This window comes from Thermococcus sp. SY098 (assembly GCF_035621495.1).
Lineage (GTDB): Archaea > Methanobacteriota_B > Thermococci > Thermococcales > Thermococcaceae > Thermococcus_B.
Window position 1 is genome coordinate 1,587,038 of the sequence record NZ_CP141821.1, and the last position, 26,213, is coordinate 1,613,250.

At 41.2% G+C, this 26,213-nt stretch carries 29 protein-coding genes; 14 read left to right on the top strand and 15 right to left on the bottom strand.

Features of this window, described 5'->3' with window-relative positions; genetic code table 11:
- Positions 1 to 18: 18 nt before the first annotated feature.
- Positions 19 to 507, bottom strand: a complete 489-nt coding sequence (locus VFC49_RS08880; protein WP_324735254.1) for a type II toxin-antitoxin system VapC family toxin — start codon at positions 505 to 507, stop codon at positions 19 to 21.
- Complete coding sequence (locus tag VFC49_RS08885) at positions 492 to 761, bottom strand: hypothetical protein (protein ID WP_324735255.1); 270 nt, start codon at positions 759 to 761, stop codon at positions 492 to 494. Before VFC49_RS08885 ends, VFC49_RS08880 begins: the two co-directional genes overlap by 16 nt.
- A 350-nt stretch (positions 762 to 1,111) precedes the next feature.
- Between VFC49_RS08885 and VFC49_RS08890 the strand changes: the two genes are divergently transcribed.
- Complete coding sequence (locus VFC49_RS08890; RefSeq protein WP_324735256.1) at positions 1,112 to 1,285, top strand: hypothetical protein; 174 nt, start codon at positions 1,112 to 1,114, stop codon at positions 1,283 to 1,285.
- A 100-nt stretch (positions 1,286 to 1,385) separates the two neighbouring features.
- Here VFC49_RS08890 and VFC49_RS08895 read toward each other — a convergent pair whose 3' ends face one another.
- Genes VFC49_RS08895 through VFC49_RS08910 form a run of 4 tightly spaced genes read right to left on the bottom strand, consistent with a single transcriptional unit; the run spans position 1,386 to position 6,445 of the window.
- Positions 1,386 to 2,672: a DUF58 domain-containing protein gene (locus VFC49_RS08895; protein WP_324735257.1), complete on the bottom strand. Its 1,287-nt coding sequence runs from the start codon at positions 2,670 to 2,672 to the stop codon at positions 1,386 to 1,388.
- Positions 2,669 to 3,598: a MoxR family ATPase gene (locus VFC49_RS08900; RefSeq protein ID WP_324735258.1), complete on the bottom strand. Its 930-nt coding sequence runs from the start codon at positions 3,596 to 3,598 to the stop codon at positions 2,669 to 2,671. Before VFC49_RS08900 ends, VFC49_RS08895 begins: the two co-directional genes overlap by 4 nt.
- Before the next feature lies 1 nt (position 3,599).
- Positions 3,600 to 4,610 carry a DUF4350 domain-containing protein gene (locus tag VFC49_RS08905; RefSeq protein ID WP_324735259.1) on the bottom strand — a complete coding sequence of 337 codons (1,011 nt, stop codon included), beginning with the start codon at positions 4,608 to 4,610 and terminating at the stop codon, positions 3,600 to 3,602.
- Positions 4,607 to 6,445, bottom strand: a complete 1,839-nt coding sequence (locus VFC49_RS08910; protein WP_324735260.1) for a hypothetical protein — start codon at positions 6,443 to 6,445, stop codon at positions 4,607 to 4,609. Before VFC49_RS08910 ends, VFC49_RS08905 begins: the two co-directional genes overlap by 4 nt.
- Positions 6,446 to 6,513: 68 nt before the next feature.
- On the opposite strand from VFC49_RS08910, the gene VFC49_RS08915 reads away from it, so the two are divergent.
- From VFC49_RS08915 to thpR, 10 genes are all read left to right on the top strand, one after another.
- Positions 6,514 to 7,272 (top strand): hypothetical protein, encoded by a 759-nt coding sequence (locus tag VFC49_RS08915; protein WP_324735261.1) that lies wholly within the window; start codon positions 6,514 to 6,516, stop codon positions 7,270 to 7,272.
- Complete coding sequence (locus VFC49_RS08920; protein WP_324735262.1) at positions 7,263 to 7,505, top strand: hypothetical protein; 243 nt, start codon at positions 7,263 to 7,265, stop codon at positions 7,503 to 7,505. The genes VFC49_RS08915 and VFC49_RS08920 overlap by 10 nt, the downstream gene beginning before the upstream one ends.
- A 5-nt stretch (positions 7,506 to 7,510) precedes the next feature.
- The gene (locus tag VFC49_RS08925; RefSeq protein ID WP_324735263.1) at positions 7,511 to 8,494 is read left to right on the top strand and encodes a DUF1616 domain-containing protein; all 984 of its coding nucleotides are present in this window, start codon (positions 7,511 to 7,513) and stop codon (positions 8,492 to 8,494) included.
- A 98-nt stretch (positions 8,495 to 8,592) separates the two neighbouring features.
- A complete protein-coding gene (locus VFC49_RS08930; RefSeq protein WP_324735264.1) occupies positions 8,593 to 9,192 on the top strand; it encodes a TasA family protein in 600 nt (199 codons plus the stop codon).
- Between the two features lie 40 nt (positions 9,193 to 9,232).
- A complete protein-coding gene (locus tag VFC49_RS08935; protein ID WP_324735265.1) occupies positions 9,233 to 10,030 on the top strand; it encodes an HAD-IIA family hydrolase in 798 nt (265 codons plus the stop codon).
- 44 nt (positions 10,031 to 10,074) lie between these two features.
- The gene (locus tag VFC49_RS08940; protein WP_324735266.1) at positions 10,075 to 10,638 is read left to right on the top strand and encodes a ferritin family protein; all 564 of its coding nucleotides are present in this window, start codon (positions 10,075 to 10,077) and stop codon (positions 10,636 to 10,638) included.
- 6 nt (positions 10,639 to 10,644) lie between these two features.
- A complete protein-coding gene (locus VFC49_RS08945) occupies positions 10,645 to 11,085 on the top strand; it encodes a ferritin family protein (protein WP_324735267.1) in 441 nt (146 codons plus the stop codon).
- A gap of 186 nt (positions 11,086 to 11,271) precedes the next feature.
- Complete coding sequence (locus VFC49_RS08950) at positions 11,272 to 14,400, top strand: adenosylcobalamin-dependent ribonucleoside-diphosphate reductase (RefSeq protein ID WP_324735268.1); 3,129 nt, start codon at positions 11,272 to 11,274, stop codon at positions 14,398 to 14,400.
- A gap of 105 nt (positions 14,401 to 14,505) precedes the next feature.
- Positions 14,506 to 14,967, top strand: coding sequence for a phosphoribosyltransferase (locus tag VFC49_RS08955; RefSeq protein ID WP_324735269.1), 462 nt, complete (start codon positions 14,506 to 14,508; stop codon positions 14,965 to 14,967).
- A complete protein-coding gene (thpR, locus tag VFC49_RS08960; RefSeq protein WP_324735270.1) occupies positions 14,964 to 15,521 on the top strand; it encodes an RNA 2',3'-cyclic phosphodiesterase in 558 nt (185 codons plus the stop codon). Before VFC49_RS08955 ends, thpR begins: the two co-directional genes overlap by 4 nt.
- Here the strand turns inward: thpR and VFC49_RS08965 are convergent.
- The gene (locus tag VFC49_RS08965) at positions 15,518 to 16,807 is read right to left on the bottom strand and encodes an ATP-binding protein (protein WP_324735271.1); all 1,290 of its coding nucleotides are present in this window, start codon (positions 16,805 to 16,807) and stop codon (positions 15,518 to 15,520) included. The two genes, thpR and VFC49_RS08965, sit on opposite strands and share 4 nt — an antisense overlap.
- Positions 16,808 to 16,944: 137 nt before the next feature.
- On the opposite strand from VFC49_RS08965, the gene cca reads away from it, so the two are divergent.
- Positions 16,945 to 18,303, top strand: coding sequence for a CCA tRNA nucleotidyltransferase (cca, locus tag VFC49_RS08970; protein ID WP_324735272.1), 1,359 nt, complete (start codon positions 16,945 to 16,947; stop codon positions 18,301 to 18,303).
- Here cca and VFC49_RS08975 read toward each other — a convergent pair.
- Genes VFC49_RS08975 through VFC49_RS08985 form a run of 3 tightly spaced genes read right to left on the bottom strand, consistent with a single transcriptional unit; the run spans position 18,300 to position 21,233 of the window.
- Entirely contained in the window at positions 18,300 to 20,090 is a 1,791-nt protein-coding gene (locus VFC49_RS08975; RefSeq protein WP_324735273.1) for a glycoside hydrolase, read from the bottom strand. The genes cca and VFC49_RS08975 overlap by 4 nt on opposite strands.
- Before the next feature lie 9 nt (positions 20,091 to 20,099).
- On the bottom strand, positions 20,100 to 20,513 hold the full coding sequence (locus tag VFC49_RS08980) for a hypothetical protein (RefSeq protein WP_324735274.1): 414 nt from the start codon (positions 20,511 to 20,513) through the stop codon (positions 20,100 to 20,102).
- A gap of 3 nt (positions 20,514 to 20,516) precedes the next feature.
- The gene (locus VFC49_RS08985; RefSeq protein ID WP_324735275.1) at positions 20,517 to 21,233 is read right to left on the bottom strand and encodes an RAD55 family ATPase; all 717 of its coding nucleotides are present in this window, start codon (positions 21,231 to 21,233) and stop codon (positions 20,517 to 20,519) included.
- 87 nt (positions 21,234 to 21,320) lie between these two features.
- Between VFC49_RS08985 and VFC49_RS08990 the strand changes: the two genes are divergently transcribed.
- Positions 21,321 to 21,605 carry a hypothetical protein gene (locus tag VFC49_RS08990; protein ID WP_324735276.1) on the top strand — a complete coding sequence of 95 codons (285 nt, stop codon included), beginning with the start codon at positions 21,321 to 21,323 and terminating at the stop codon, positions 21,603 to 21,605.
- On the opposite strand, the gene VFC49_RS08995 is transcribed toward VFC49_RS08990, so the two are convergent.
- The 4 genes from VFC49_RS08995 to VFC49_RS09010 are packed head-to-tail and all read right to left on the bottom strand — an operon-like array spanning position 21,602 to position 24,608.
- Positions 21,602 to 21,823, bottom strand: coding sequence for a MoaD/ThiS family protein (locus tag VFC49_RS08995; RefSeq protein ID WP_324735277.1), 222 nt, complete (start codon positions 21,821 to 21,823; stop codon positions 21,602 to 21,604). The genes VFC49_RS08990 and VFC49_RS08995 overlap by 4 nt on opposite strands.
- The gene (locus tag VFC49_RS09000; RefSeq protein ID WP_324736709.1) at positions 21,807 to 22,136 is read right to left on the bottom strand and encodes a hypothetical protein; all 330 of its coding nucleotides are present in this window, start codon (positions 22,134 to 22,136) and stop codon (positions 21,807 to 21,809) included. The genes VFC49_RS08995 and VFC49_RS09000 overlap by 17 nt, the downstream gene beginning before the upstream one ends.
- A gap of 58 nt (positions 22,137 to 22,194) precedes the next feature.
- A complete protein-coding gene (locus VFC49_RS09005) occupies positions 22,195 to 24,069 on the bottom strand; it encodes an aldehyde ferredoxin oxidoreductase family protein (protein ID WP_324735278.1) in 1,875 nt (624 codons plus the stop codon).
- A 5-nt stretch (positions 24,070 to 24,074) separates the two neighbouring features.
- Positions 24,075 to 24,608 (bottom strand): 4Fe-4S dicluster domain-containing protein, encoded by a 534-nt coding sequence (locus VFC49_RS09010; protein WP_324735279.1) that lies wholly within the window; start codon positions 24,606 to 24,608, stop codon positions 24,075 to 24,077.
- A 117-nt stretch (positions 24,609 to 24,725) separates the two neighbouring features.
- On the opposite strand from VFC49_RS09010, the gene VFC49_RS09015 reads away from it, so the two are divergent.
- A complete protein-coding gene (locus VFC49_RS09015; RefSeq protein WP_324735280.1) occupies positions 24,726 to 25,568 on the top strand; it encodes a DMT family transporter in 843 nt (280 codons plus the stop codon).
- On the opposite strand, the gene VFC49_RS09020 is transcribed toward VFC49_RS09015, so the two are convergent.
- Positions 25,565 to 26,182, bottom strand: coding sequence for a DUF116 domain-containing protein (locus tag VFC49_RS09020; protein WP_324736710.1), 618 nt, complete (start codon positions 26,180 to 26,182; stop codon positions 25,565 to 25,567). The genes VFC49_RS09015 and VFC49_RS09020 overlap by 4 nt on opposite strands.
- Between the last annotated feature and the right edge of the window lie 31 nt (positions 26,183 to 26,213).

Below are 26,213 nucleotides of genomic sequence, written 5' to 3' on the forward strand. Positions count from 1 at the left end.
GATTTTAAAAAGAAAAAGTCACTTTCTCTTTTGCTTCTTCTTTGGTTTTAGAGGTCTGGGAACTACTGTAAAGCCATAAGTTGCAAAGTCACTGTCGAAGGTGAAGGCTTTGGTGATTTCGAGGCGTTCCATGATTGCGAAGCTCAGGCAGTCCACTAGATCCATGCCATCTTGATCTTTGAATTTTTCGAAGAGTCTCCATGCCTTTTCCCAGTCTTCTTCAGTCTCATTTTCGATGAATATGTATTTGCTTGAGCAAATCAGGTTTTTGAGCTGTATTGCGACGTGCTTTCCGTTTATCTTTGAAGCACCGTTGAGGAATTCTGCGAGGACAGGCCGTCCAACTACGAATTTCACACCTTCTAGAACGGAGGATTCAAAGTAGCTTACAACAATCTCATGATTCTTGTCTCCCTTGTCGAAAAAGGCAATTAATGCCCCTGTGTCCATGTAGATGAGTTCGGGTTTTACTGCACGTCCTGGGTTGTGTTTCATTCGCTTGACCACTCAACCACGCCCCAAGTGTCCTTCTCACTTGCTTCTGGGTCTCCGGTGTGGAGGAGGCCTATGCCCTTCCAAATGGGATCGTCATAAATGTTTTTGACAAGGTCTTTCTTGTGTGCCTCGGCATAATCGCGCAAGCTTTCTCTGATGATTTCTTTGAGAGGAACGCCCCGGTGTATTGCGATTGCCTTCAGGACATTGTAGGTTCTCAAATCTATTTCTGTCTGCACGACTTTCATTTTTTTTATTGTTACCATTTAACTCACCCTAATTGAGAGTTTACATTCAATTTCTTATAAGATTTTCGTTACATTTAATTTCCTTAAAAAGCTATGTTGAATGTAAATAACACTTGAAGATCTCCTACCATATTGCCGCATTCTCCCTTTTCTCTGTAGTCTTCATTTGATTAATTAGATCCTCAACAATGACAATTGAAATCATTCTTTCATGATTTTTAATCTACGATATGCTTTCTGGATAAAACTAAAGTGCTTATCCCGAGTTACGATGGTGAGGTCTCTGTTCAGGGCAACTGCGGCTATTACATGAATAGTCAATATGCTGGGAGAGAGTTTTAAATCTCGTGGGGGTTCAATAACCACTGGTGGTGGGAGTGGAAGATATTGAATATGTATATGGAAAAAACGGAAAGATTAAAGCTGTTATAGCCCCTATAGATCTTTGGAAGAAGATTAAAGCAAAGTTTTTTGATCCTTCTGAGTTTAGAGGGATATATAAAGATTTAAAGGTGGACTTTGAGAAGGAGCTTAAGGGCTGAGGGAAGAATGGGAAAGGGATATTTAATCGATACAAACATTGGATTTTGATAATATTATACCGTCAATAATAATGCAGAGAATTATCATACTTTGCAGACATCATCTCAGCTCCCTAACAATCTCCCTCAAATAATCGCTTGGCCCCAAATCTATCGTTGGAATAGCTGAATTGAACTTCCTAACGGTCTTCTCCCTCTCCAAATACTTCCCATACAAAAACTTCAAAGTCTCTTCATCAAGCTCACCTGAATAAAAGAGGATTGGATTTGGGGATAAGATGATCCCCTTGTGCTTCTTTCTTATCATGAGCATCAGCCTATAAAGCTGGGAGGTGTTGCTCATCAAATCTGTTATGAGTATTAAATATGAGGGAGTTTTGATGTTCAACAAAGCCTCTGCAATGCCCCTCCTCTTTCTTGGAAACAGCTTCCCCAAAAACTTCCGCCCTCTCTCACTCAGCTTTAATGATATGCTGCTCTTAAAGCTCAGCAAACCCCTCTCTGGCTTGAATCTAATTGCATTCCTTATCTTGTTGAGCTGATCCCTTCCCCTTGACGGTCTAATGACCTTAAAGCCATCGTCCCAGTAAATTATCATTCCAACGCTGTAGTTCTTTTTCAGCAGAAGAGTTGCCAGATGCAGTGCTAAAGTCGAGGCGTAGTCAATCTTTGCCTGCCTTGCCCCCTTTCTCATCTCCCTTGTTGCGTCAAGCACAATGTAAACATCGCTCTCCTTCTCCTTCAAAAACTCTTTGACTATCAGCTTTCCCAAACGCGAGCTGGCTTTCCAGTCTATCCTCCTCAGGTCATCTCCCGGGAGATACTCCCTCAGCCCGTAGAGCTCCATACTCTCCAAACCTAAGAGAATGCTCTTCTTATACACTTCACCAAGCCTGATGTTGTATTCTTCCTTAGCTGCTTCCCTTATGGAATCCACAGAAGGTAAAACGTCAATCTTATACTTTCCGAGGCTTATCTCCTCAAAGTAAAGCTCACCCATATCATAGACATAAATCTTGGTTAATACCTCATATTCTCCCTTCTTTTCCGGGGTTATGAAGTACTCAATGAACTTCTCTTCGCCAGGCTTCAGAACAACTTCATCAGGAGCTTCGACTTTCACTCCTTCGGGAGCTTCTTCTTTAACTTTAACCTTAACCGCACTCCCCAGATTTTTGACCTTTAAAACCACTTTGCTTTTCTTCCCCTCTTCCAGCTTTTCCTCAAAAATCCTTGAAACTTCAACTTTTGGATTAAACCTCCTCTGAGAATAAACAATATATGAACTAACACCCACTCCAAAGATGGCACTGAATGCATTGCCCGCTAAATACCCGTGAAGAAAGCTTATTCCGGCTAATGTCCACAGCACATCTTCCCTCTTCATACGGGCACCTCAACTTCTTCAAGGATTTCCCTAACTATGTCCTCGCTCTTTACACCCTCGATCTCGTACTCCGCCCTAACGATGAGCCTGTGTGCCAAGACACTAACGGCAACTTCCTTTATGTCATCTGGTATCACGTAATCCCTTCCTCTTAGAAATGCAAGGGCTTTTGAGGCGTAAAGCAAGTGCTCGGCAGCCCTTGGAGATGCACCAATTAATAATCTCTCATCTTTTCTTGTCCTCGATATTATTTCATAGAGATAATGAAGGACATCTTCACTTGTTTTAACCTTCTTAACCTGATTTATGAGTGCCAATATCTGCCCCTTTGTGAATATTTGCTTAACCTCCCTGAAGTCCCCCTTGTCCTTTCTGATCAGCAGGGTGAGCTCTTCTTCCTTATCTGGGTAACCGACTTTAATGTGAAGCATGAATCTGTCAATTTGAGCCTCGGGAAGATTATAAACGCCTTCAAATTCTAATGGGTTCTTGGTTGCTATCACAAGGAAAGGATCCTCTAAGGGAAACGTTCTTCCCTCTATCGTCACCTGCTTTTCCTGCATTGCCTCCAATAATGCGGATTGGGTCTTCGGCTGGGCCCTGTTTATCTCGTCCGCAAGGATTATATTGGCAAATATTGGGCCCTTCTTAATTTTGAACTTCCCGTCCCTCTGGTCGTAATAAACTGTCCCTAATATATCTGCCGGAAGCAAATCTGGAGTCAGCTGAATCCTTGAGAACTTCAGCCCCAAAGCGTTTGCAAAGCTCTTAGCTACTGTTGTCTTTGCAACTCCGGGTATTCCTTCAAGTATTACGTGTCCCTCAGCCAATAAAGCAACAGATAGGAGCTCTATGACATCATCTTTACCGACAACGGCATTATGGATTTCCTCTTTGAGCTTTTCAAGGAATTCTTTTCCGTTCATTTTAACCACCCAGCTTTTTACCGGTCTTAATCTCTCTTACAATTTTCCTCAAAACCTCCTCATTGTAGCCTTCTTCTTTCAGTTCCTTTATAACTTCATCTAAGCTTTTTTCTTCCTCCTTAAAGAGTTTGTTGAATAGGAATGCCAAACTTTTCTCAGCCAATGATACCGCAAAACCGCTTTCAATGACCAAAGCAATTACGGCAACTCCAAGTACAACGTAAAATGCCTTAACTCTATCAAAACTCCTTCTTATTACGAGCATTCCCATATGGTATGGGTTAAAGTTGGAGTGGTGTGCTTCGTCTATGTATATCACATCGGAACTTATGTATTCTGCAAAATTTCTTATGAACTTTTCATTCTGCTTGAACATGTCGTTTATGAAAACGCTTGGGTCCGAGAATAGTATTATCTTTCCATTCCCGTATTTCAGTTCGCTCATTATTGGGTATTCCCTTTGATTTTTGCCAAGAAGTGCAACCTTGCTTGTATAAATTTCCCCCTTGGCATTCAGTATAACTGAAGGGACATTCAGAATTAGCTTATCGACTCCTGCTCCGAGTTCTGGATCGAAAATCCTCACAAGCTCGGGGAAGTTGTAGTTTTTGGAGTAAAACACATCAATGAAGCTCGCTTTTGAAAATCTGGCCGTTAGATCCAAACCTTTCAGTATCTGATTTCCAGTTCCAAAATCATCGATTAAAACCAAAGTCCCACCGTTTTCCAAGAACTTCTTGATCTCTTCAATTTCAAGGGTAGAATAACTCATATCGGGGCCAAGGATTAGAAGTGTTCCCTTCTTTTCTCCAAGCTCTATCGAATTAAATGGTGAAATAATTGGGATTATCTGGGAATTTTCATAGAGTACCTTCCCAAAACTTGATGCACCGTTCCACTTAGTGTTGAAGATGCTGAAGTCTGCATTTGTGCTGAATACCGGCACCGTAAGGGGCATTATTAAAAGAGAGACTCCAATCACCATCATGATGCCGTACATTGCTCTCCTCATATTTCCTCCCTCACAACAAAGGATATGAGTACTCTTCCCGCTGACTTTATGTATTCAACAACCTCCTGTATTCTCAGCTTCTTTCTTCCGTAGACATATTTCTCATGCAGATTCGTGAGTCTCTCCAGGCTGTAGGAGAAGCTCTCACTGCGAAGCATCTTCAAAAGTTCCCTTGGGGTTAAACTTGGTTTTAGGTTGTATTGGCTTATCAATCTGGTATAAACCTCTCTATAAATCTCCCTAAGCCCCTTAACTTCTTTTTTCTTCTCTTTTTCTAATGCCTCTAAAGTTTTAATCATTTCAACAAATTCTTTGTCGCTTATACCTCCCTTAGCCTTCCTTCTCCGGGGAATGTAAACGTACATGAGTATAAACAAGAGCAGAAGCATCCCCACAGCAAAAACCTCAAGTGCTGTGTATGGAACTACCTCAATCCTCAGAACGTTGGACTTTGCAGGGGAGTAGATGTCATTCCCACCGAAGTATGCATAAATCTCATGAAATCCTGTTTCGTTGAATCTTATTTTAAATCCAAAAACAGTATTTGTTAGCCATTCTTGATACGGTCTTCCGTCAACATAAACCGATATCAAAATAGGCTTTTTAGCCCCGACAACCTCGCCAAATACATAGACTTCTTTTCCCTTCGCCACTTTGTCCTTTTCAGCTGTTATTTTAATGTTTACTGGATACCGCATGAAGTACAAAACTGAAATCGCCGAGCTCTCTTTATACACCCCACTTCCTTTGTAGTTCACAACAACTCTGTATTCTCCCCATTTTTTCCCTCCAACTTCAAAAGAAAAGCTTCCATTACTCAGCGTTTTTACGGAGAATATTTTATCATCAGCAACGATTTCAAGACGCTGATTTCCCAGTGGTTCTCCGTAATAATCCAAGAGCACGCCCTTTAATTCAATTTTCTGCCCTATGTATGCACTTTGTTTTGAGGGCAGAATTATCTTTGTTGGTATCTTTGAAACATTTAGAATAAGGACATTTGAGGTTTTTACATTGGCACCTCGCATACCCTGGGCAAAAACCTCATATGTTCCACTCTTTTTAAAGGAATATCCTACAGAGAAATAATCTTTCTCAACTGGCACTGCAACAGTTTTATTCCCGATATGTAGAATAATATTATCAAAACCGCGGGCGTATCCATAGAAGGTCACGTTCTCATAAATAAAGGGATTAAGGTCAGATGCGTAAAGAACAATTTCATCGGGGGGTACTACCTCATACTTTTTTAGCAATGCATAATATGTTTTGTACATCCTCCCTATCCTATTTATTCTATTTTTCAGAGGTTCTACATTCAATTTCTCTGGCTCACCTTCTTTAGTGATAAATTCGAGCCTTTCTATCTTAACTGTAGCATTTTTCACCTTAAAAATCCCATTTTTTATCATTTCCAAGCCTTTAACGGCCTTCAAGTAGGAATAATAGTCTCTGTTTTTCTCAACAACTTTTAAATTCTCCAAAAACAAGCTTTGTCCAGCAGCGATCTCCTTTATTCCCTTCCCCAACTCTAAAAAAGGAGGTAAATATTCTTCAATCTTGCTTTTAACACCCATGGATTTGTAAAATTCAACCTCTTCTTTAGTTATGTTAAGTCGAGCTTCAAGCTTTAGTGAGTATTCAACAGAAGAATTGACCTCATCTATTATGTTATCCAGCACACTTTCAGATTGGAGCAAAATTGATTTAAAATAAATATAAATACCCTCATCGTTCTTCTCTGCGTCCTCATATGGCAAATGCCTTTCCAAAGCTAACCCAAAGCTACTCAAGAGCAAAATGCTGACGGTCATCAGGATTACTGCCCTTTTCATTTTCCCTCAATCACAGAGCAATGGCAAATATTTTAAAGTTAGTGGTAATAAAAGGCACGGGAGTAAGCATGAAAATTGAAAGGATGGCAGGTATAGCTCTTATAATATTGGGTGCCACTGTGCTGGGTTATGGTCTCTTGGATGCCAGTCAGAGTAAAGTAAACTTAGGATTAGCGGGCATCTTTTTGGGTGTAATTGTCTTAACATTTAAATCCCATGAATATGTAAAGAGAGACGCTTTGGACTCACTAATGCTCCCTTATGTTAAAATGCTTCAGAAAATTGTGAGCGATTTGGGCTTGGAGGGAAAAGCCCTTTACATACCCCCCTATGAAAATCTCGAGGAAGGTGGGGTGTTTATTCCACTTCATGAAGAGTTCGACTTAGATTTAGGAAGACTCGATGGTGAAACCGTGTTTTTAACAAACGTCAGCAGTGAAAGACAGATGGGACTTTCAATTAGGCCTTTGGGCTTGGACCTTCTCAGGAAATATGAGGAGCATCTGGAGTATTACCTTGAAAACTCAAACTACAAGGAAGTGGAAAGTGCATCTTCTGCTGTTTTACGATCTTTAGGACTTGCCAACACTGTATACATTGAGGAAGAAAACAACAGATTCAGAATAATTGTATCCCCCATTAACAAAGATATCTGCAGGATGAACATAGATTACTGCGATCAGGTGGCATGTCCGATATGCTCCTCGATTCTGCTCGGATTGGCAAAAGCCTCAAATGAAGTTATCATGAGCGAAGAATTCTCCTTTGGAAAGCATGGAATCGAGATAAAAGCCAAGAAGCTCGGAGGGATTAGAGAGTGGATGTAGAGGATTATATTTTACTCTTTCTCTCCTTTTGGATTTTGATTTCTGCATTGGCTACAAGGACGGTTGATGTATTCTTAACCCTAACGTTAATAGGCCTTCTCATAACCTTGGAAGTGGGAGGGCTCTTTCTCAGCAAAGAGCAGAAGGAGAGCATGAAGCCTTTAGTTGAACTGCTCCTTATTATATTTGCAATAATTGTCATGAAAAAGGTTTATGAAGTGTTGTCTGGGTGAGAGCGATGGAATGGAGAGATTACTGGGATCTTATAACAATAATTGCTTTATCCCTGCTCTTGGATTTCCTTATAGCATTTTTCCCAGACAGCTTGCTTAGAAAAGCCTTGGGCTTGGCATTTGTCCTCTTTTTCCCTGGCTATGTCTTTATAACTGCCCTTTTTCCAAATAGGAAGGAGCTTGACAACCTTGAGCGCTTGGCTTTGAGCTTTGGACTGAGCATAGCAATCGTTCCCCTTATAGGCCTGGGCTTAAACTACACACCTTGGGGGATAAGGTTAATTCCAATATTGGCCAGCTTAACGATATTCAACTTGATATTTGGGATTCTGGCAGTATATAGGAGGGCAAAAGCAATTGATCCCTGGATTCCGAGGATTGACATTGAAATGCTCAAAGAAGAGCTCGAATGGGACAAAGCAAGCAAATTGGACAAAGCTTTGACAGTGATTTTGGTGATCGCAATAATCTCCTCAATTGCAACTTTAGCTTATGTTATAACCCACCCAAAGCCAGGGGAAAAGTTCACTGAATTTTACATCCTCGGCCCAAATGGGAAAGCCGCTGATTATCCAACGAAGCTGTTTGTTGGAGAGAACGCAACCGTCATTCTGGGAATAGCCAACCACGAATATAGAAACGTCACATACTACGTTGAGGTCTGGCTTGTTAACCTAACCTATGACTTCAACACAAACACCACCCATATATACAACATGTACCTCCTCGACCGCTTCAACGTAACTTTGCCCCACAAACCGGTAAACATTGAGGGCAACTGGACTCCACAGTGGGAGATGAACTACACCTTCAGCATTGATAAGCCCGGAAAATGGCAGCTCTGGTTTTTGCTCTTTAAAGATAAGGAGCCACCGTTACCGAAGCCAATAAACGGAGATTACGCTCAAACAAATGCAACTCAAAGAATTCTCGATGCCATTGATGGGAAAATACTGAGCTTAAAGCTGAACATTGAAGTTAAAAGCTGATCGCTTTTTCCTAATTCACTTATCGTTGCTAATTACGAAAGACTTTTATATTTTATATTTCTAATATTAATTGTAAATTTCCAAAGAGGTGGAGTTGTATGAAAAAGCTTCTGCTGATAGTACTGGTGGCTGGAATACTTATAGGAGCAGCAGGAATCCAAGTGGGAAATGCTGTCTTCAGTGACAAGAGCATTTCGGAAGGTAATGAAATGTCCACAGGAGAGTTTGATATAGGTATAAGCAAAGATGGAAGCAGATTTTACAATGATCTGAAGCTTTTCGAGTTCTCCAACTTGAAGCCAGGCGACTACAGGGAATTTGTCTTCTACATAAAGAACAGAGGGGATATAGAGGTCTCGAGGATTGTCATCTCCTTTAACGTTGAAGACTTGGAAAATGGAAAGCTGACTGCTGCGGAATCTCTTGTTGACAACACCACGGATATTGGTGAACTAAGCAGAAACATTATCATAGCAAAGCTCTCAGTGACAAGGAACAATCAAACGTACTCACTGGATAACTATGTTGGAAAAACGCTGAAGGAAATCAGCGGCAAGCAAATACTTCTCCTCAAAGATCTCTTAAAACCCAGGGAGAATGTTAAAGTCACAGTTGGCTTTAAGCTCAAAGATGATGCTGGAAATGAGTGCCAGACAGATACTGCAAAAATAACACTGAACATATATGCCGAGCAGTGAGTTTTTAAACTACTTCCCCTTTTCTCTTTTGGTGTCCGCAATGCTCGGTATAATATTTGACATGGATGGGGTAATTTATAGGGGAAACACTCCAATTGAAGGGGCAAAAGAGGTGATTGACTACTTAAAATCGAGAAACGTTCCTTTTGTATTTCTCACCAATAACTCAACAAAAAATGCAGAGATGTATAGAGAAAAACTCCTAAATCTGGGGATTGATGTTGAAGAAGATCGGATAATAACTTCAGGTTATGCAACCGCCCGCTATCTGCAGAAGCACTTCAAGAGAGGAAAGGTTTTTGTAATCGGGGGAAAAGGGCTTGTTGAAGAAATCAAGAACATCAGCTGGGAGATTATGAGCGTTGAAGAGGCTAAGGAAAGATGGAGAGAAATAGATTATGTCGTTGTGGGACTTGACACGAAACTGACTTATGAGAAACTAAAGTATGGAACCTTAGCAATTAGGAATGGTTCAAAGTTCATTGGAACGAACCCAGATACAACTTATCCTGGAGAGGAAGGTATTCTGCCAGGAGCCGGCTCAATTCTTGCAGCGTTAAAAGCGTCAACGGATGTTGAGCCCTTAGTAATTGGGAAACCCAATGAGCCTGTTTTTGAAGTTGTCAAAGAGAAGCTCACTGCAGATGAGATCTGGGTTGTTGGTGACAGATTGGATACAGATATAGCATTTGCAAAAAGAATAGGGGCAAAAGCGATAATGGTCTTAACTGGTGTAAACACACTGAAGGACATTGAGAAAAGTGAGATAAAGCCTGATCTGGTTTTGCCCAGCATAAAAGAACTTCTGGAATATTTAAAAGTCCATGCCGATGATTAGATATTTAACCTTGGGTTCCAAATACATGAGTGAGGGATTTCATCATGGAGAGATTTGAAATTGACAAGGAGGTTGAAGAGAAGGTTAATCAAATCTTACAGAAGCTTATCAAGCTTCCTCTCGAGAAAATACTTAGCTATGCATTAAAGGGTGAGGAAGATGCCATACAGCTTTATAAATTTCTATCACAGCACATAGAGGAACCACATGCGAAGATGAAGTTTGAACAGTTCATTAAAATAGAGTCAGGGCATAAGAAGAAAATTCGCAAAGTATTTGAGGATCTGTTTCCGGGCGTTGAACCATCCGAGGTACCACTTCCCTCTTGGGTTGAGGTGTCATCACGAGATGTTAGAAAGGACATCAAAACGGCAGAGGACTACCTCAGCATTTTGAAGGTTGCAATAAGCTCTGAAAAACTTGCCGAAAAAATGTATCGATTTGTTGCCCAAGCTCTCAGCAAAGAGTACGCCGATGTCTTCACTTCACTTGCTAAAGATGAAAAGCAGCATTACGATTTTCTGGTTAACCAGTATCTCTTTTATAAGCGTGCCAAAGCTGAAGAGGATATGCATGAGATAATAAATAAGCTGCTTGGAAAGGAGTAGATACAGATGAAAGTTCAGAAGCTCCTTGAGAAGATCGCTTGGCAGGAGAATGAACTCTACAACCTGTACAAGCTCGGTGAAACCTTTGCAGTTCATGAAACACCACAGCTGGCTGAGCATTTTAACTGGTTAGCGAGTGAAGAGCTCAGGCACAGAAATACTGTGCAAACATTCATCAAAGAAAAAACGCTGGAAAACAGTGCGGTTATTGATCACTTGGATGCATTAAGTCTTGAGCCCTACTTAACCGATGAAAGGGTTGAGCCAGAGGACTTGGAGGATCTCATTCTTGAAGCCCTCATCAGAGAAAAGCATAGTTATGAGCTCTATCAAAAGCTCAGCGAAATATTGAAGGGTTCCCTCTCTCAGATCTTCAGGATGATGAGTCAAGAAGAGCTTAAGCATGCTTACAGGCTAAAGATAATATACGAAGCTGTTCACAAATAATGGATAAATTATCCGACATATCCCTTTTTCTACCCATCCCTTTTACGACAGAGTGCCAGCATAATATTTGTCATCTTGGCGAACCAAACATGGGCAAGGTATATTTACCCCGATTCCCTAATCCATAGCACTGATATTTCTACTAATACACATAATAACGCTAAATAATATGACAGGGGTGTTCATATGGCAGTTGAAAAAGTGATGAAAAGGGATGGAAGAATTGTTCCTTTTGATGAAGGACGTATAAGATGGGCTATACAAAGGGCAATGTGGGAAGTTGGGGTAAGGGATGAAAAGCTTTTAGATAAAGTGGTCAAAGATGTTGTTGGCAGAATAAATGAGCTATACGATGGAAAGATACCCCACATTGAAAACATTCAGGATATTGTGGAGCTTGAGCTAATGCGCAACGGTCTCTTTGATGTCGCTAAGGCTTATATCCTTTACAGAAAGAAAAAGGCAGAGATCAGAGAGGAAAAGAAGAAGATACTCAACAAGGACAAGCTTGATGAAATCGATAAGCGCTTTTCTATCAACGCCCTAAGGGTTTTGGCCAGCAGATACCTTATGAAGAATGAAGAAGGGAAAATAATTGAAAGCCCCCGCGAGCTGTTTGAGAGAGTTGCGATTCTTGCTGTAATCCCTGATCTGCTCTATGACGAGAGGGTTTTCTCTAAGGAGGGAGGCTTTGTTCAAGATTTAAAGCGGATTGATTATTATAGGGAGCATCTTGATGAATTTGACAAGAAGCTTGGCATTGGAAGATTTAAACTAAATAAGTACCATTTCGAAAGGCTTCTTTCGCTTTATCAGGAGCTTGCAGAAAAAGGTCAGATGAAAGTCAGCATTGATGAGATTGTTAAGATGCTTGAAAACGGTGCCTTTGATAAGTATGAAAGCGAGGTCGAGGAGTACTTCCGCTTGATGACAAACCAAGTGTTCATGCCAAACACTCCCGCCTTAATCAACGCGGGCAGGCCCTTGGGAATGCTTTCCGCCTGCTTCGTTGTCCCAATAGAGGATGATATGGAGAGCATAATGAAAGCAGCTCATGACGTTGCAATGATACAGAAAATGGGTGGTGGAACGGGCCTTAATTTCTCAAAGCTCCGTCCAGAGGGGGATTTAGTTGGAACAACAACCGGGGCAGCCAGCGGCCCTGTTTCTTTCATGCACCTCATAGATGCCGTTAGCGACGTTATAAAGCAGGGGGGAGTAAGAAGAGGGGCAAACATGGGAATTCTTGAAGTATGGCATCCGGACATTGAGAAGTTCATTCATGCAAAGGAGAAAAATATTGGAACAAACGTTTTGAGCAACTTCAACATCAGCGTTGGCATCTGGGAGGACTTCTGGGAGGCTTTGAAAGAAGGCAGAAAATATCCGCTAATCAACCCAAGGACTGGGAAGAAGGTTAGGGAAGTTGACCCTAAGGCACTCTTTGAAGAATTGGCATACATGGCATGGGCAAAGGCTGACCCTGGTGTCGTGTTCTTTGATATAATCAACAAGAGGAACGTTCTTGAGAAAGCTAAGGGACAAAAGATAAGAGCGACCAATCCATGTGTTGTTGGAGATACAAAAGTTCTAACTGAAAGGGGAGAAATTGAGATAGAGAAGCTCTTTGAGCTGGCAAAGGAAGCTAATATTGATAGACTTGAAGTGCTCGACGAAGGAGCTCTTGGAGAGGGCGCTGAGGAACATGCTTATCTCCTGCCGTTTAAGGTCATTGCATCAAATGGTAAGCCTGTAGAAGGATATGTTTGGAAAGTTGGCTTTAAGCCAAGCATAAAAATTGTTCTTGAAGATGGTCGCGAGTTAACGGGAGATAAAGAGCACAAGGTAAAAGTTGGAGATAAGTACATTGAGCTCAAAAATATCAAAGTTGGTGATTGCATCGAAGTGTTCAAAGAGGGTTGTAAGAAAGTAGTGGAAGTTGCTTCTGTCGGAAATCAACTCGTCTATACACTCACAATGAAAGAAGTTCATGAATATGTTGCAAATGGCATTATTAGCAGAAACTGTGGAGAAGAGCCCCTCTACGAGTACGAATCTTGTAATTTAGCCTCTATAAACCTTGCAAAGTTCGTAAAATATGATGACGAGGGAAAGCCGTACTTTGACTGGGATGAATATGCTTATGTCATTCAAAAAGTTGCCAAATACCTTGACAACTCTATAGATGTCAACAAATTTCCCCTCCCGGAGATTGACTACAACACTAAGCTGACCAGAAGGATAGGCGTCGGGATGATGGGCTTAGCTGATGCTCTCTTTAAGCTCGGCATTCCTTACAACAGCAAGGAAGGATTTGACTTCATGAGAAAAGTTACGGAGTATCTAACATTTTACGCCTACAAATACTCGGTTGAAGCAGCAAAGAAAAGGGGAACGTTTCCGCTCTACGACAAGAGCGACTATCCAGAAGGAAAGCTCCCAGTTGAAGGATTCTATCACAGAGAAATCTGGAATTTACCCTGGGATGAGCTTGCTGAAGAAATCAAGAAGTATGGAGTTAGAAATGCAATGGTCACAACCTGCCCACCAACTGGAAGCGTTTCAATGATTGCAGACACATCAAGCGGAATTGAGCCGATATTTGCTTTAGTTTATAAGAAGAGTGTAACCGTTGGTGAATTCTACTACGTTGATCCAGTGTTTGAGGCTGAACTCAAGAAAAGAGGCATATACAGCGATGAGCTGCTGGCAAAGATAAGCAACAACTACGGTTCAGTTCAAGGACTTGAGGAGATCCCGGAGGATATGCAGCGTGTATTTGTCACGGCAATGGATGTTCACTGGCTTGACCACATCTTGGCTCAGGCATCTATACAGCTCTGGTTGACCGATAGTGCGAGCAAGACCATAAACATGCCAAATGATGCAACGGTTGAGGATGTTAAAGCAGCTTACCTTCTGGCATACAAGCTGGGCTGTAAGGGTGTGACTGTTTACAGAGATGGCTCACTGAGCGTTCAGGTTTACAGCGTTGAGGGTGAAAAGAAGAAGAGGGTTCCAGCAAAGCCCAGTGAATACGCGAAGAGCATCTTGAAGGAGATCGTTGAAAAGGAATCATGGCTCAGAAGATTCATTGATGTTGAGGCAATACTTAACGGAACAAACGGAAAGAATGATGTCAGCAACCCCTCACTCCATCTGAGCTTGAACATCAACGTCACCCATCAGCATGCTCAATCTAAAACAGCTGAGGCAAAAAGCGGCGTCTGTCCAGTATGCGGAGCTCCAACAGTCTTTGAAAGTGGCTGTGAAGTCTGTAAGAACTGTGGCTGGAGCAAGTGCGTCATCTCGTGATTTTTACTTTTATTTTTAGGGATTGCTATGATTTTTACAAAAATTTGTAAACGCTGAATTTTTAAATGGCTTGTGCGATTCTACATTTATCAAGGAGGTGGCAATATGGATAAGGTTTACCTCACATGGTGGCAGGTTGATAGGGCAATATTCTCACTGGCTGATAAGCTTAGGGAGTACAAGCCTGATGTCATTGTTGGAATAGCGAGAGGAGGTTTAATACCAGCAGTGAGGTTGAGCCATATTTTGGGGGATATAGAGCTCAAAGTCATAGACGTGAAGTTCTACACCGATATCGGCGAACATGCAGAGATGCCAAAAGTGGTAATTCCAATACACGGGGACTTAAAAGGCAAGAGGGTTGTTATTGTGGATGACGTCAGCGACACAGGGAAAACGCTGGAAGTTGTTATAAACGAGGTTAAGAAGCTGGGGGCAAAGGAAATAAAGGTTGCATGTTTAGCTATGAAGCCTTGGACTTCAGTTGTGCCCGATTTTTACGTGTTTAGAACTGACAAGTGGATAGTCTTCCCATGGGAAGAGTTCCCGGTGGTGGTGCGGGAATGAGGGCATTCATAGCCATTGACATAAGCGACAACGTTAGAGAAAAGCTTGTTCAAGCTCAGGATAAAATTGCAAGAACAAAGGCTGCCAAGATAAAGTTTGTTGAGCCTGAAAATCTTCACATTACCCTTAAATTTCTGGGGGAAATAAGTGAAGAGCAGGCTGAGGAAATAAAGGAAATTCTCCAGAAAATAGCGGCAAAATACAAAAAGCATGATGTCAGAGTCAAAGGAATTGGTGTGTTCCCAAACCCCAACTACATTAGGGTAATTTGGGCTGGTGTTGAAGGAGATGAAATTATAAAGAGCATAGCCAGCGACATAGAAAGAGAACTGAGAAAGCTCGGCTTTAAAAAGGATAAGGACTTCGTTGCTCATGTGACAATAGGAAGGGTGAAGTTTGTTAAGGACAAGCTTGAGCTTGCCGTTGTTTTAAAGGAGCTGGCAAATGAAGATTTTGGAGTCTTTACTATTGATGCAATTGAGCTGAAGAAAAGCACCTTAACCCCAAAAGGTCCAATTTATGAAACATTGGCAAGGTTTGAGCTTAAGGATTAGAGCTGGACTAAGAACAGGGGCACAGGGATTATTGCGAGGTTTCTCTCTTCAATGAAGTCAAGCTTACCTTTTGATAAAAGAATCTTGTTTTTTATTCCCACCCTTGGGAAATCACTCGGCTTAACTTTATTTTGCCATTTCACTTCAATGCCAAAATCTCTTGTTACAAAGTCAACTTCCTTTGTATTATGGAAGAAATATGTATCAAAGTTCCTTTTTATGTGCTCTCCCACAATTCCCTCTACTTTTTTTGCAATTTCAACCTCTATTCCAAATTTCCTTGAAAATGTTTCTAAGATTAGTGGATCCAAAAAGTAGAACTTTCTTTCTTTTCTGAAAAGCGGTGTCATTAAGTTTGGCTTTGTTTGGAAGTAGTTCCTCCCAATGAAGAGCTCCTCAAATATTTCCAAATACTCCCTGACAGTTACATGCGAACCTATTTCCATTTCTTTTGAAAGTGCATTTAGAGAAAATTTCTCTCCATATCTCTTTAAAATGCCCAAAATTATTGAAAGTGCTATCCTTTCACTTCTCCCCAGCTTTGTAACGTCAAATATAGTGGCATTGTAAATTATCTCATATGTATTCGGGCTTATTTCACCACCTTCAAGGAGCTCAAATATAGATTTCGGGTAACCTCCGGATGATAGATAAAAATAGAACGCTTCAAAGAGCTCGTCCATAAAGGGATACAACCTTAAGGCATTTTCATAAAATGCCTTGGGATAGTTCTCTAATGTTATCTTTCCCAGTTCTTTTTTAAGCTTTGGATTTAATAGCTCAACCACCTGTCTAAAGCTCAATGGCAGGAATTCTTCAACCTTTATTGGTCTTCCGGGAAAGCTTTCCTTTTTCAAGCCGAGGGATGAGGAGCCAGTTATGTAAAGGGTGGTATCCTTCTTTAGAGGAGAATCAAGGAAAAATTTTATCGCCCTTTCCCAGCCTTCAACAAACGTTACCTCATCGAGGAACACAAACTTCTCTCCCCTCTGCATCCTTGAGAAAAACCTTAAAATATCAACTATGTCCCTATAATCTTTGAACAAATCACAAGAGAAGTAGAGAATACTCCTTGGACTGATTCCTTTTTCAATGAGATCGAGGATTGTAAGCTTTAAATATGTGGTCTTTCCAACTTGCCTTGGACCAACAATTATTTTGTTCCTATTTTCGAATGTGTATCTTATAGGATTTTTCTTTGATAAAGCTTCCTTAACTTTTTCATCTTCATAAATAGCTTTTTTATTTTGCCACCATGGGTTTTGAAATCCTATCAGCTCTTCCATTTTTAGTCACAATTGACATTATAGTATCAAGTAATATATAAATATTTTGATACTAAAATATCAAACCTGAATATAAAGACATAACCTTAAAGACTTTAAAAAAGATTGCAGAGATAGAGAATAAGGGTGAAGCCGGAATGGAAGAACTTTTAGACCAAGTTCTTAAGGAAATCAAGCCAAGCGAGGAGGAAAGGGAACTTGTTGAGAGGGTAAAGGGGGAAGTTAAGGGTATTGCAAAAGAGATAATTGCTGTCTTTGAGTATAATGTTGAGCCGTATTTTGTTGGTTCTTTGGCCAAGGATACATACCTATCTGGAGATCACGATATTGACCTCTTTTTGGCTTTCCCTCTTGAAGTTCCATTGGGTGAGCTGAGAGAGAAAGGTTTAGAGCTTGCAAAGGCTATTGGGGAAAAGCTTGGGAAATATGAGATCGCCTATGCTGAACATCCATATGTTAGAGCGTTTTATAGGGGATTTAAAGTTGATTTGGTGCCATGTTATAGTGTAAGGAACTGGAGGGATGTGAGGACAGCAGTTGACCGCTCAATACTCCACACGGAATGGGTTTTGAGGCATTTAAATGGCAGAAATGATGAAGTTAGACTTTTGAAGAGGTTCTTTAAAGGTATTGATGTTTATGGCAGCGAGATCTATGTTAAGGGATTTTCGGGCTATCTCACCGAACTTTTGATAATAAAATACGGCTCATTTCTTGAGGTTCTTGAGAATCATGACTTCATGCTCAGGCAAAAGATCATTGACTTGGAAGGCTGGCTGAAGAAAGAGCCGGAAGTGGCAATGAAAACTGTAAAGCGGGAGGCTGATGCTGATGTTCCCTTAATAATAATTGACCCAGTTGATCCAAGAAGAAACGTTGCTTCAGCTTTAAGCTGGGAAAGATTTGGAATTTTCTACTTCAAAGCCAAGCAGTTTTTAGAGAAACCTTCAAGGAATTTCTTTTTCCCAAGGCAGAAGCAGAAGAGGGACTACAAAAAGCTTTTGAGAGAAAAAGGAACAAAGCTTGTAACTCTGCTCTTTGAGAAGCCGGACTTAATCGATGATCTGCTTTTGCCCCAGCTTGAAAAAAGCGCAAAAGGGTTTATGAAAGCCTTAGAGCTTCGAGGCTTTAAAGTATTTGAGGCTCACTGGGGCTACAAAAATAAAGCCTTCATAATGCTCGAAGTTGACAGAACTGAAAAGCCAAGAATTGAAATTAAACCCGGTCCGGAGTTCTTTACGGAGAGGGGGCTGAGGTTTTACTCAAAGAATCAAAAAGTTTGGATTCGTGGAAAGCGTTTATATTCAGAGAAGGTGGTAAGGGAGAGTATAGTTGATGTTATCAGAGATCTTTTGGAAAAGAACCAAGTTTCTCTTGGAAAGCAGGTTAGGGAGCATATAATGCAAGCAGACATCTTAATTAACTTCGTCCCTCCAGAGCTAAGCGATGAGGCGTATCTGTTCTTAAGCAGGGAAAAATGGAATTTAAAAGGCTAAACACCTCTATGCTCACACCATTCTCTGTTCTCCCATCTCCCATGAACTTCCCCCGGAATGTGTCCTGTATCGGCAACTGCCTGTTTTAAGTCGTATAAACTTTCTATTGCACTCCTAATGTCCCTTGGCAGATCCTCCTTTCCAGCATATAACGCTGCTCTCGTGACGACGTTGTACCTGCTGTTGGGGACTTCACTTTTAAGCGAGGCAAACCATGCTTCTTCGCTTGTCTCCCAACCTTCCAGTCCCTTCATTCTGAACAGATCATAATCGTAGTAGAGCTGTGGAAATGCTAATAGCTTCATGTATTCAAGCAGTAAGAAGTTCGCTCTTTCACTGTTTTCTTCCATGTAAAGCTCTATCAGCTCAATCAGGGCTTTGCTTATGGCTATAACGTTTCCAAAGGTTACCCTTGTGTCTATGTTCTCCCAGAATCTTGGGCATGAGTGATTTGCCAGGAGCATTATGTAGTAAATCCTTCCAAGCTTCAAGGTGAGGGCGGGATCTGCATTCTTCACTGGTTCGGTCACATAGTCAACGCTTGTGTCCATGTCGAAGTACTCATAGTGCTCACGGAAGAATATTCTGGCATATCTAATTAAGAACTCTTTTATGCTGTTGCTATCAGCATCTGAATACTTTTTAATCAGATCCATCACTCCAAAGCGAACTGCCCTGTTGAGCTCGCGGAAGAGCTTTGTAAATGCAAACTTCCAGAGCTGGGAGACCTTTTTCCCCCTATACCACCGGTGTATTACTCTGTTATCCTCTCTCCTGACCCCTGTCCATCTCATATCCCCTGTTCTCCCATCTATGCTCAGATCATAGTAATCGCTCCAGCTTGAGTAGTCCTTAACATTGATCTTAAACTGCTCACTGCACTCACCGTGGAGGCATCTGTATCTCCCGCTCACCTTCTTCCTAACGAATTCAACTGCATTCACAGCCTCAACACCTCTCTCTTCAAGCCCCCTGATCCATTTTAGGAACTTGTCAAGCTGCTGTGGATTGCTGAGCAAAGCCTCTAAGTCGCTCGAGAGGAACACCAGATAGGGAATGCCGCTGTTTTCTTTAAAGACATCAATTCTCCCTTCAGAAACCGCTCTTATAAGGCCCTCAGCGTCTAAGGTGTTGAACGCAAAGGCATCGCTCAGCTGGTGATCCCTGCCGAACACAAAGGCGGTTTTCCCATCGCACTTGTATGTGTTGCATGAGAATTTGGCTTGGGGTATGTTCAAACCTATGAACTGCCTCTCATCAAGTAGAAATACAATCTTTTTTTCAGTTGCTTCGGTAATGATTCCTGCGGTTTTCCTTGTTATGACATTTTCAGGAAGCCAGAATCCGACAATGCTTTTGTCTCTTATAAAAGGCTCATAAAAGTCAAAGGAAATCTTGGCTAAAATCTCCTGCTCAAAAATACTCAAATGCGGCATTATCGGGTGAAATGGCACTGTGGGAACAACTTCAACATGAGTTTGAAGGGTCTCTACAATCTGGGAGTAAATCTTCGGCTTGTGCTCCAGTATCATGTAAAGTGTGAAGGGCTCAAAGTCAACACTTACGCTGTTTTTTCTAAGCAGTAAAAGCGTATCGTCAACATATTCGTAGGCTTTAATGACCGCCCTTGTCCAGTTTCTCCCTTTGAATTCTATGTCCCTGATCTCCAGTGAGACAGGGCTTAATCTTTCGGAGTATTTTATTGGATCCCATCCAGAGCCGTCGTGAATGTAGATTATATCCCCCGGCTGGTATGCGTGAAAGTGATAGCCGAATTTTTGGAACATGATACCACCTTATTCTTTTATAAATCTTGGCAATTTAAGGAATTTGGGCTTTTTAGTAAGTTCCGTATTTGTTAAAAATTCTGGTTTAGCTGTTATTTTGCTCAGCTTAAGAAAATGTAAATAATGCTTTTCTGTTTTTTCTTCTTTTGTAATACCTTTGAGTATCAATTTTATCTCTTCTTGATCTTCTGGAGGCTCTATTGAAAGACCTCTTTGAAGGAGTTCCTCTCTTTTTTTTGTTCCATCATCTTTTCCTAAAGCATAGGCTTTTCTCACTTCGTCGTATATCCCAAGAGATTTTGCCTTTGAGTATATCTGCTCTTTCTCTTTGGATATCCATCTTATCCATTCAGTATGTCCATAAAATCCTACAAAATATCCCAGCTGGTATGCTTTTTTTAATATCTCCTCTTTTTTTATCAAGAGCTACACCTCTTCTTCAAAGGGAGATTTATTAAAGACTATGATCCCATTATCCGAGAATACAACTTTTTTCATATCCATATCATGTTTAGTTCCTCTCATCTTTAGTATTTGGATTGCTCTTATCATTTTATTTTTATGCATGAAGTAGTGCATCATGATAACTCCACTTGTGAGGTAATGCTCTTCGGTATATCTGTCCATATCTGTCATTTCGCCTATCAAATATGCTGTTATTCCTAAATCTTCAATTGCCCTTATGAACCTGGCAAGCTCGGCTTTTTTTCTTGCCGGGTTTGATACTGAAAACTCAATGGCAGTTACGGGATCTATCACAAGTCTATCTATTTTCTCAGTTTCTGAAAGCTCTTTAATCCTAAAAAGAACACTGCTCCATGTGGGGACTTTTTCTGTTTCTCTCCAAAGAACTGGTCCTAAGTCATACAGTATTATTTTCCAAGTTTTTATATATGCAAAAATTGAGGGATCGTATTTTGCTATGTCTTTAACAACATCTTCTGGTTTTTGAATTAACGAAACATAAAGGCCTTTTTCTCCACGTCTGGCACCTTCCAATAAGAAATGAAATGCGAGGGTTGTTTTGCCACTGCCAGGCGGTCCAGTGATTAAGTAAACTCTCCCGGGAATTAATCCCCCTTCAATAAGCTCATCAAGACCTTTAACTCCAGTAGAAATTCTTGTTATATGAGAGGTATGCATAGTAGTCCCCCCATTTAATCTAAGTTAAGCTAATATCATCTTAAAGTTTTAAGAACGAAAGTATTTAAGCTTTTGTGGTGGAATAAAATGAGTGAACTACTCAAATATTTGGATATGCTCGCATCAAAAATGCGCTATGCTGAAGAGCTTTATGGAATTCCAATTAACTACGTCCCAATTATAGTTGACGAAGACATCATCGTGTATGATAGGAGAGATGGATCAATTAAGTGGCTTTCTAACAAAAAAAGGCTTAGTAAAAAAGAACTTAAAAAACTTGAAAAGGAGATCATCAAGAATATTGAGAGTGGGAAAGTTGAGCTGTATTTAACCCTAACCTTTGGAGAGGACGTAGGATTGGGAGAGGGTTAGCCCCCATAAACCACTGGTAAAAGCTTTATGTGGTCATTTTCCTTTAATTTGTAATCTTTTTTGACCTTTTTCTCATTTACGAGTATATGGTATTCCTGATCGCTTATTTTCAGCTTTTTAAGCAGATCTCCAACCGTTAAATTTTCTTCGATTTCAACTTCGAATTCTGGAGAGAATTTCAATGCGAGCTCCCCATACAGCCTAATCTTCACCTTCATCCCTCAACCCCTGCAAAAACTTCTCAAACTTTTCATAAACTTCTTTGGGCGCTTCTCTTATTGGGGACATCTTAAGCTTTGGCTTCTCAAGTCCTATCACAACCTTTTCAAAAAATTCAACTGCATTTCTTAGGGCTTCCTCTTGGGTCATGCCCGGAGGGATATCGTTATCAAAGTAATACCATGTATCCTCTTTTTTGTCATAAAGGGCTAAACTCGGAAGATATTCTCCGCATTCCCCTCCAATTGTAAGCTCAACGAGTATTTCACTGTTTTCAAGGTATCCTCTCTTTTCAAGCTGCTCTCTCCACATAGCTCTCACCACTGAAAGAGAAAAGGGGAGGGAATAAAAGTCTTTTCTAAACCAAAAGTTAAAGCCCTAAACGCTTTTTGATTCTTTTAACTTCTCTCTTAGCTTCTCCTATACCGAGCTCTTCTAAAATTTCCTCCTTTGGAATACCGTTTTCATCGTAGCCAATCTCTTGGTAATACTGCTTGAGCTTCCCCCTAATGTCATCTCTTGTTGGTGCTTTCCCCTTCACCGGACCGCTTGGCAGGGGTTCATAGAATCTTGGTGGATTGTCATCATCCTTTCTTGGATCCCAGTAGACATCTGGCCCTCCAAGCAGGAGAAGAATTCTCTGTAGATGGATTATCCTTAAGCCTGCTTCATTGAACCACTTCTCTGGAGTTAGATCGAAGCCAGTAACAGCGTTTCCGAACTCCAAAATACGCTCAAAGCCTGGCTTTGTAACAAACATGCATATCACAGCGGAGTCATAGAATGCATTAACTAATTCGCCTTCATAGCTTCTTGCGGGAAGACCTGCGGTTGCTGTGTGATCACCTCCTTGGACGGATGCTGCATAGCTTATGTCCTTGGTGTAATCCAAATCGCTTCTTATTCCATGTGCTCCCACACCGATTCCCTTCACATGGACTGCATATCTGAGGGCATCAGAACCCTTCATTTCGCTTATCTTTAATGCTGCCCTGTAAGTCCCCTCGGCGAGAATCTTTCCTATTCCTTCCTTGTTTGCAATCATTTCGAGAAGTTTTGCAAACGCTTTCTCGTCTCCCCACTTAAGCTCAAAGCCTAAGTCATCTTTCGTCAATATGCCTCTCTGATAAAGCTCAGCAGCAAATCCTAAAACATTACCGGCATTTATACCATCAAGGCCGTATTCGTCAACCAGATAAGATAGATATACGATCTTTTCCGGCTCAAAGATTCCCAAATTGGTTCCCATGTATGCCATGAGTTCATAGTCGGGGGCATCTGTGATTGAGCCTTTATAGGGATCATACCTCAAATAGGATATCTTCATGCAGTTAACTGGACAGCCGTAATCTGCCCAGTACTTCTTTATCCATGCTCTAAGTTCAAAATTAACAACGCTGATTTCTTCGTTGTCGTGATACTCCTCCTGCCAGTTCTTTACCGGCTGGCTTGAGCGATCCTTTCCAACACTGTATCCTCCGGCACCAGTCCCCCACTGTCTGAACGTTGTAAGCGTTAAAAGCTCCTTTTGAAATTCCCTCAGCATAGTTTTGAACTTCTCTCTATCGTAAACCTGAGGTAAAGCCTTGCTTCCCTTGACCACAACTGCTTTGAGCATTTTGCTTCCCATAACAGCTCCAAAACCGCCGTAGCCAGCAGCGTGCATCAACTTAGCCATTATGGCAGCAAAGCGAACTTTGTTTTCTCCTCCTCTGCCTATATACATAATTGCTGGCTCTTTCGGAACACCCTTGAGCTTTTCCTTTTTCTTCAGCTCTTCATGAACATCTTTTGTTAATGTCTTAACGACTTCAACACCGTTCATTCCCCAGTATTTGCTTGCATCTCTGATTTCGATTGTATCATCATTAACGAAAAGATAAACCGGCTCTTTCGCTTTTCCTCTGATTATTATCCCATCATATCCAGAAGCTTTGAGCTCGATTCCTACCTCACTGCTTAGAACACTTCCAACAACACCATTGCTCTCTGGAGACTTAGACACCACGGCAGTTTTTATACCTGGGTAATAACCCGTTAAAGGTCCCGTCAAAATGAGCAGAAGGTTTTCTTCGCCAAGAGGGTCAACATATTCCCATCTTTCTCCAAGCTCTTTCCAGAGGATATATGTACCTAATCCCCTTCCTCCGTAGAACTTTTTCAGTGTTTCTTCATTAATTTCGATGATCTCTATCTTATTCCTGCTTAAATCAACATCAATAAGCTTTCCGGTATATCCGTACATTTCTCTCACCTCAAGAAATCTTCCCCGTACATTTTTCTTGCCAAACTCATGCTCTTTTCAACAGGTTCTTTTGCGAATGTCCTGTATATTGAGCGGTAGTTGCCTCTAACAAGCGTTAAAGCGTCGTGACCAGCTTCATGACACACCTCAACGCATTTTGGGCTTCCACCGCATAGATCGCAGATAACGACGCTGCCCTTTCCTGCTGGAATTCTCGGAACTTTTCCTGGGCATGCCAAAACACAGGCTCCGCACTCTGTACACTTTTCCTCGTTAACAAGAACTGCTCCTGTATTTTCGTCAACAGCTAATGCACCAAAGTTGCAGGCATTGACGCAGGGATAATCAGGGCATTGAACACATGTGTGAGGAACGTTCACACCAGGTAAGAGCTCGTAGATCCTTATGCGAGAAGCCTCGGGCCATATTATGCCCTCATGCTCAAGAGAACATGCAACCTCACACAGCCTACAGCCGCTGCATTTATCGGGAGTTATGAGTATCCATATCCTTTCTTCACTTTTTGCTTCTTCGCTCATTGGCAACACCTGAAAATATTTTTATGCGGATTGAGTATATATTCCTTACGTAAATCAGAGCGTTTAAACTAAAATCTAAAGAATACCTTTATATAAGGAGGCTCGGAGGCTGCTTTGATGAAAAAGGCGGAACTTGTACTTTTGGGAATAACTGCAATATGGGGGTTTACATTTCCAGCAATGAAAGTCAGTCTTGACTATGTCTCCCCGATTCTCTTTTTAGCATATCGTTTTGGTATTGCATCTCTTCTGATGCTTCTGATATTCAGAGATAGGGTTTTACAGACTGACACAGTTAAAGAGGGTTTCATTTTGGGCATGACGTTGTTTTTTGGACATGGGTTTCAAATTATTGGCTTAAAATATACAACGGCATCCAACTCAGCTTTTATAACATCCCTTTATGTCGTTTTTACTCCATTTATAGCTTATATAGCTTATTTCATTCTTAAAGATAAGCTTGAGCTTAGGGATTTTGTCTCGTTAATCTTCGCAGTTATAGGACTCTATTTAATCTCCGGGGCGAGTCTAAAGTTCAACAAAGGAGATCTGCTAACAGTTCTATGTGCACTTTCTTTTGCATTTCAGATAGTTTTGGTTCAGAAATTCGGGGAGAGGGACTACCTAAGTTTAGCATTCTGGCAAATATTCTGGAACTTTATGTTCTCGTTGATATATTCTGTCATCTTTGAGGGCATAAGGTATCCTTCCGGATATCTCCCCTGGCTGGGCATTCTCTATACATCGGTATTTGCCACGGTAATTGCCTTCACCCTTCAAATCAAGTATCAGAAGGAGACCAAAGCCCACAGAGCGGCATTGATTTATTCAGCGGAGCCGATATTTGGACATATATCTGCTTTATTAACTATCAGAGAAGTTTTAACTTTAAAGGGCTATGCGGGTGCGGCTCTTATACTTGGAGCAATATGGAACGAGATAAGAAATGAAAGAGATTAGCTTACAGCAGGTCTTCGCATCATGCTTGCAGAAAGTTCTGCTTTTTCTTCACCATCTGCTATGCCTATCCTGAGAACATCCTTAACCTTCTCAATATCGACAATTGTGTTTATGCACCCTGCCTTCAGCAGGGGGACCGCTTGAAGGGGAATTTTTAGAGGTGCCAACTTTTCTGCAGCTTCTGCCAGCTCAGGCCAGCACGCTATTCCAATAGCAGCTCTTATTTCTCCCTTTGGAACTTTCTCTTTGAGGATCTTCTTGACCAGACTTCCCCCCGGGGTTATGTAAAACTGTCTGTAGCCAAGCTTTTCTCCGTATTCTATGATGTCTCCAATTACGCACTTACCGCATTTGGTGCATTTCCATCCATAGCTATCAAATTCTGCAGGACATTCTTTGATATTCCTTAGGCATTGAGGTATGAAAACGGCTCTTTTTTGGACGGGTACCTTTGCAAAGTCCTCCTTGTACGCCTTATTCTTAAGCTCAACGTAGATTTGATCTGTAAGTTCCTCGTCTTCACTTATGAGAGAAAGCGCCATTCTCACTGCATTTCTTGTGCTCAAATCTGCCCCAAGAGCGAAGAGTTTGGCTATGGTGTTCTCTAAGCTCATCGCCATCACCATGTGAAAAGCCTTAAATTTT

Bases quoted from the DNA above. Each gene is read 5' to 3' on its own strand.
- VFC49_RS08885 (WP_324735255.1), bottom strand. From the start codon at position 761: ATGGTAACAATAAAAAAAATGAAAGTCGTGCAGACAGAAATAGATTTG.
- VFC49_RS08895 (WP_324735257.1), bottom strand. From the start codon at position 2,672: ATGAAGAGGGAAGATGTGCTGTGGACATTAGCCGGAATAAGCTTTCTT.
- VFC49_RS08900 (WP_324735258.1), bottom strand. From the start codon at position 3,598: ATGAACGGAAAAGAATTCCTTGAAAAGCTCAAAGAGGAAATCCATAAT.
- VFC49_RS08905 (WP_324735259.1), bottom strand. From the start codon at position 4,610: ATGAGGAGAGCAATGTACGGCATCATGATGGTGATTGGAGTCTCTCTT.
- VFC49_RS08910 (WP_324735260.1), bottom strand. From the start codon at position 6,445: ATGAAAAGGGCAGTAATCCTGATGACCGTCAGCATTTTGCTCTTGAGT.
- VFC49_RS08915 (WP_324735261.1), top strand. From the start codon at position 6,514: ATGAAAATTGAAAGGATGGCAGGTATAGCTCTTATAATATTGGGTGCC.
- VFC49_RS08925 (WP_324735263.1), top strand. From the start codon at position 7,511: ATGGAATGGAGAGATTACTGGGATCTTATAACAATAATTGCTTTATCC.
- VFC49_RS08930 (WP_324735264.1), top strand. From the start codon at position 8,593: ATGAAAAAGCTTCTGCTGATAGTACTGGTGGCTGGAATACTTATAGGA.
- VFC49_RS08935 (WP_324735265.1), top strand. From the start codon at position 9,233: ATGCTCGGTATAATATTTGACATGGATGGGGTAATTTATAGGGGAAAC.
- VFC49_RS08940 (WP_324735266.1), top strand. From the start codon at position 10,075: ATGGAGAGATTTGAAATTGACAAGGAGGTTGAAGAGAAGGTTAATCAA.
- VFC49_RS08945 (WP_324735267.1), top strand. From the start codon at position 10,645: ATGAAAGTTCAGAAGCTCCTTGAGAAGATCGCTTGGCAGGAGAATGAA.
- VFC49_RS08950 (WP_324735268.1), top strand. From the start codon at position 11,272: ATGGCAGTTGAAAAAGTGATGAAAAGGGATGGAAGAATTGTTCCTTTT.
- VFC49_RS08955 (WP_324735269.1), top strand. From the start codon at position 14,506: ATGGATAAGGTTTACCTCACATGGTGGCAGGTTGATAGGGCAATATTC.
- thpR (WP_324735270.1), top strand. From the start codon at position 14,964: ATGAGGGCATTCATAGCCATTGACATAAGCGACAACGTTAGAGAAAAG.
- VFC49_RS08965 (WP_324735271.1), bottom strand. From the start codon at position 16,807: ATGGAAGAGCTGATAGGATTTCAAAACCCATGGTGGCAAAATAAAAAA.
- cca (WP_324735272.1), top strand. From the start codon at position 16,945: ATGGAAGAACTTTTAGACCAAGTTCTTAAGGAAATCAAGCCAAGCGAG.
- VFC49_RS08975 (WP_324735273.1), bottom strand. From the start codon at position 20,090: ATGTTCCAAAAATTCGGCTATCACTTTCACGCATACCAGCCGGGGGAT.
- VFC49_RS08985 (WP_324735275.1), bottom strand. From the start codon at position 21,233: ATGCATACCTCTCATATAACAAGAATTTCTACTGGAGTTAAAGGTCTT.
- VFC49_RS08990 (WP_324735276.1), top strand. From the start codon at position 21,321: ATGAGTGAACTACTCAAATATTTGGATATGCTCGCATCAAAAATGCGC.
- VFC49_RS08995 (WP_324735277.1), bottom strand. From the start codon at position 21,823: ATGAAGGTGAAGATTAGGCTGTATGGGGAGCTCGCATTGAAATTCTCT.
- VFC49_RS09000 (WP_324736709.1), bottom strand. From the start codon at position 22,136: ATGTGGAGAGAGCAGCTTGAAAAGAGAGGATACCTTGAAAACAGTGAA.
- VFC49_RS09005 (WP_324735278.1), bottom strand. From the start codon at position 24,069: ATGTACGGATATACCGGAAAGCTTATTGATGTTGATTTAAGCAGGAAT.
- VFC49_RS09010 (WP_324735279.1), bottom strand. From the start codon at position 24,608: ATGAGCGAAGAAGCAAAAAGTGAAGAAAGGATATGGATACTCATAACT.
- VFC49_RS09015 (WP_324735280.1), top strand. From the start codon at position 24,726: ATGAAAAAGGCGGAACTTGTACTTTTGGGAATAACTGCAATATGGGGG.
- VFC49_RS09020 (WP_324736710.1), bottom strand. From the start codon at position 26,182: ATGAGCTTAGAGAACACCATAGCCAAACTCTTCGCTCTTGGGGCAGAT.